The organism is Neptuniibacter sp. UBA6509, assembly GCA_002435145.1.
Lineage (GTDB): Bacteria > Pseudomonadota > Gammaproteobacteria > Pseudomonadales > Balneatricaceae > Neptuniibacter.
Map to the genome: position 1 here is coordinate 1 of DJLT01000011.1, position 4,145 is coordinate 4,145.

Annotated in this window: 4 protein-coding genes; 1 reads left to right on the forward strand and 3 read right to left on the reverse strand. The window is 46.8% G+C overall.

All coding sequences use genetic code 11. The features are described 5' to 3' along the window. A partial coding sequence (gene traF, locus B4K11_RS01600; protein WP_292959198.1) for a conjugal transfer protein TraF occupies window positions 1-696 on the reverse strand: 696 nt, incomplete at its 3' end. A gap of 371 nt (window positions 697-1,067) precedes the next feature. After that, the gene (chrA, locus tag B4K11_RS01605; protein WP_015066592.1) at window positions 1,068-2,207 is read right to left on the reverse strand and encodes a chromate efflux transporter; all 1,140 of its coding nucleotides are present in this window, start codon (window positions 2,205-2,207) and stop codon (window positions 1,068-1,070) included. Between the two features lie 112 nt (window positions 2,208-2,319). On the opposite strand from chrA, the gene B4K11_RS01610 reads away from it, so the two are divergent. Beyond that, a complete protein-coding gene (locus B4K11_RS01610; protein ID WP_015066591.1) occupies window positions 2,320-3,237 on the forward strand; it encodes a LysR family transcriptional regulator in 918 nt (305 codons plus the stop codon). A 242-nt stretch (window positions 3,238-3,479) separates the two neighbouring features. On the opposite strand, the gene B4K11_RS01615 is transcribed toward B4K11_RS01610, so the two are convergent. Beyond that, window positions 3,480-4,145: hypothetical protein (locus B4K11_RS01615; protein WP_292959199.1), on the reverse strand; the 666-nt coding region annotated here is incomplete at its 5' end.

Here is a 4,145-nt window from a genome sequence, read left to right on the forward strand (position 1 = left end):
GGCAGGGACAGTCGTAACGGACAATGATTGAGCTTGTCCTGAATCGACTTTGAAATTGGGAAACTCTCCACCCGGTAAAGGCAAGCCATCGACAGCAATAGCAAACACCTCAAAACCGTAGTTCAAAGCCATGGATTCGATGATAGGCGCTTGAGCATGGCAGTAAGGGCAATCCGAACGATAGAAGAAGAACAAGCCAGCTCGTTTTGCTACCTCAACTAAAGCAACATCCCGTTGAGTGCCAGCTTCTCTATCCATCCGATTGGCGGCATAAGTCGCCAAGGGTCTTCGACTGATTTCATCCAAAACAGGATCACCCATGACCACCTGCTGACTAACATCAGCAAATAGTGAGCCCTTATCCATCATGACGCGCTGAAGATAAAGATAGGCTCTGACATTCTCACTCGTTGGCTCATCAATTGCCTTGTCCATAAACGATTGCATATGCTCTCGGAACCATGCGGCACTGAAGGGCTTTAGTTCGCTCTGACTGGACTCCACGACACCAGCTTCCGGCTCTATCAGCTCATCAGGCTGCTCAGGTTCAGGAATGACCTGATACCAAAACCAGCCTTCCTGACCACGCTGATAGAATGGCCCATCACTGGCATGGGCGGGCAAGATGAATAGAAATAAAATAATGATTGGGATGGTCACCCATAGGATAAACCAAGGTAACAAAGGGGTTCTCATTGTCAGCTCCAGAAAATTTCATAGAGCTAACATGCTAAAGATCCCCATAAGAGCGATTGGCCAGATAGATGAAGGAATCGTGTGTGTTTCTGACTAGCTGTTTTGACCAGTAACAACAGCTAACTTTAATGAGCAAAATATATGACGACGATTGATGGGGGGAGCCGATCAGATCGTAGCTTCTTGATTTAGTTCCATCGATTTAAGCAACAAAGCCGGATGCAGTGTAAATATGGGATAATAATCTCCTACCTTTGTGATGCTCTTTTAATCGGGGTCTGTTCCGTTATCGCTATCTAATCTAAGAACAAGGGCACTCGTATTTGAGTGCCCATGGTTTATCTGGATTCAATGGCTGGCTAATCAGGAGGCTACATCATGCCCGTGACAAGGCCTGCCGCCACAAAAAATACGATCATCCACAGCACCGAAAGGTTGAGCTTTTTGTGTAGATAGAAACCTACAATCACTAACGCCATGTCGATGGGAGCAACAACTGCGCTGCTAAATACTGGCTGGTAAAGTGCCGAGAGTAGCAATCCTACTACCGAGGCGTTTACACCGTTGATGGCGCCGGAGACCAACGGTTTGCTTGCCAGTGCTTGCCAGTTTTTAAGTACGCCAAGCAGTAAAAGAAAACCTGGTAGGAATACACCAAGCGTTGCGATCAGCGCACCTAAAATTGGCGTATCCGAAAGCTCATAACCGATAAAAGTTGCAAAGGTGAACATTGGCCCCGGTACAGCTTGTGCAGCGGCGTAGCCTGTTAAAAATACATCTGGGCTGAGCTGATCGCCAACAATGTTTTGCAGAAGCGGCAGCACCACATGACCGCCACCAAACACTAAGCTACCAGCTTGGAAAAAATCACTAAACAGCCCAAGCAAAGGCAACGTATGAGCCACTAACGGTAAGCCGAGTAAAAGCACCGCAAATAGAGCCAGTGGCGCTATAGACGGTTTAAACGGCTCGGTTGATGGCACGGAGCCTTTCCTCAGATATCGCAAACCGACAATACCGGCTCCGAGCAACACGAACATTTGCGTCATGATGCTTGGTGCCACCAACAACGCAATCGCAGTCGCGACGCACAAACCAGCGGTCAGTTTGCTTTGGCAGAAGTTTTTGTACATGCCCCAGGTCGCATCCGCCACGACAACGACAGCTAGTAGTTTTAGCCCGTGAACGATGTTTTGAAACATTGCGGTGTCGGTGATTTGGCTACTCACCATCGCTAGCGCCAACATGATGATCACCGAAGGAAGCGTGAATCCGACAAATGCTGCGCATGCACCACTTAAACCGCCGCGCTTATAACCCAATGCAAAGCCGACTTGGCTTGATCCCGGTCCCGGCAAAAACTGACTGAGCGCGACAATTTGAGCGTACTCGCTGTCATCAAGCCATTTCAGTTTCTCAACAAAGGTTTGGCGAAAATAACCAATATGAGCCGCTGGGCCGCCGAAGCTGAACCAACCCAGCCAGAAAAAAGTCTTGAAGATAGTGAACATGTCGAGCCTGTTTATTTAAAAAGCATTTTTGCTAATTTATCGAATGCTATAAAATGACTCAAATTGATGATTTTGATTTCATCTATGAATGAAATGGGATGAGGGTGTTGAAGTGAAAGAGGACATTCAGTGGCGCAACATTGACTTGAACTTGTTGGTGACGTTTTCCTACCTGTATCGCCATCGAAGCGTTAGCGTCGCGGCAGAGAAAAGTTGCGTTAGCCAGTCGGCGATGAGCCATAGTTTATCTCGTTTGAGGTTGTTGTTTGATGACCCGCTTTTTGAGCGCAAAGGGCATAAGATGCAGCCCACAGAGCACGCTCACCACATCGCGCCAACCGTGCATAACTTGCTGGACTCTATCGCCAAAGACTTGCTCACTAAGTCTGCCTTCCAACCTGAAAATTACGCGGGTGTATGTCGCATTGGGTTAACGGATTATGCTGAGTTTATCTTTGCGCCTCGGGTTTATGACGAAATACGTCAGCGCGCACCAGAGGCGCAGATCAGTTTTATTAACGTCAATCGTAGCAACTACGTGGCATTAACAGAGCAGGAAAAGCTCGATGTCATTATTGGCAGCATTCCGTTGTTAGATGACAACTTTGAGAGCTTGTACTTGTACACCGAAAAACACGTGTGCATGTGTGATAAACAGGTATTGAAAGGGGAAACACAGCTGTCTCTGGAAGCGTTCGCTAACATCGAGCAAGCTCTGGTAAGTCCCGATGGGAGCTTAAAGACACAAGTAGACCAAAAGCTCGCAGAACACGGCTTGAGGCGTAAAGTCACCGTGGCTTCGCGCAATTTTCTCACCATTCGGCATTTATTGAAAAAGCGCGATCTAATTGCCATCGTGCCAGAAAAAATGGCGTTGGCGGAGGGCTTTTCGGACGATCTCATTACTGTTAAGCCGCCGATCGCCGTTGCGGATTTTGATATTGCCATGCTGTGGCATTCCAGCCGAAACAATGAAGACAAAGGCATTTGGCTACGCGAGTTAATTTCTTCGACCATCAGCTCTAAATGATAAACATTTTGGGCACTCATCGTGCCTAGAGTTATTTGTTGTTGAACTTCTTACTACCCACTGAGTTATTAGCGTTATACCGAAATAGTACTGATTAAGTAAAATGAATGTCTTTGGTTAGGAGTAATGATACTCCTGATTTAATTCATAAAAGAGGATAATGGAAAAGGTATCATTGAGTTGTACCAGGTTGCTGAGGTCTGCTATCGGCACCTAAGTAAGTATCGCCAATACACATTAGCTCACTTTACTTCGAAAACCGTAACCAACGTTTTAATTGAGCCACCAGGAATCATAACAAAGTACATATTGCTCCCCACATGCTGCCAGACCTCGGCCTCTTGTGCATATTTTTTTGCTTTTTGGATAGCGACGTTTTCTGGCAACTGAGTTTTAGTTAGCCCCGAACATAGCAGCTTTGAGCACAAAGACTTCCAAGGATGCTTAGGTACGCCGTCTGAAAGCCGTTCCACGAATCTTTCAAGCGCGTGACGAGTCACCACGACAGGTCCAATTTTCGGAACGTTGATGACCTCATCGATGTCTCTCACTGTAGCATTATCGACGCTGTATTCTTCGAAGGAATGTGAGAGCCAATCGTCCTGCTTCTCTACCGAGATCTGTGCTTCCTGGTATCGAGTTAGCAAAAACCTAGTCAGGCTGTAAAGTGAATGCTGAGTTGAGCGTTGTTTCTGTAACTTTTTGATAGCTCCTTTACTGACCCGGATTTGAAGCCCATGACCGCTTCGGTTACTTCCCATCACCTCTTTCACTGACAGTAGGTGATGAATAGCATAAAGCTCAGCTGCAATTGGCTTTTGCTGCTCAGGTAGCTTGTCGTATTGCTCACCTAAATCGACCTTTAGCTCACCACCTCTTCGAAGGCCGGTCTTCCAGTAAACCGTAAA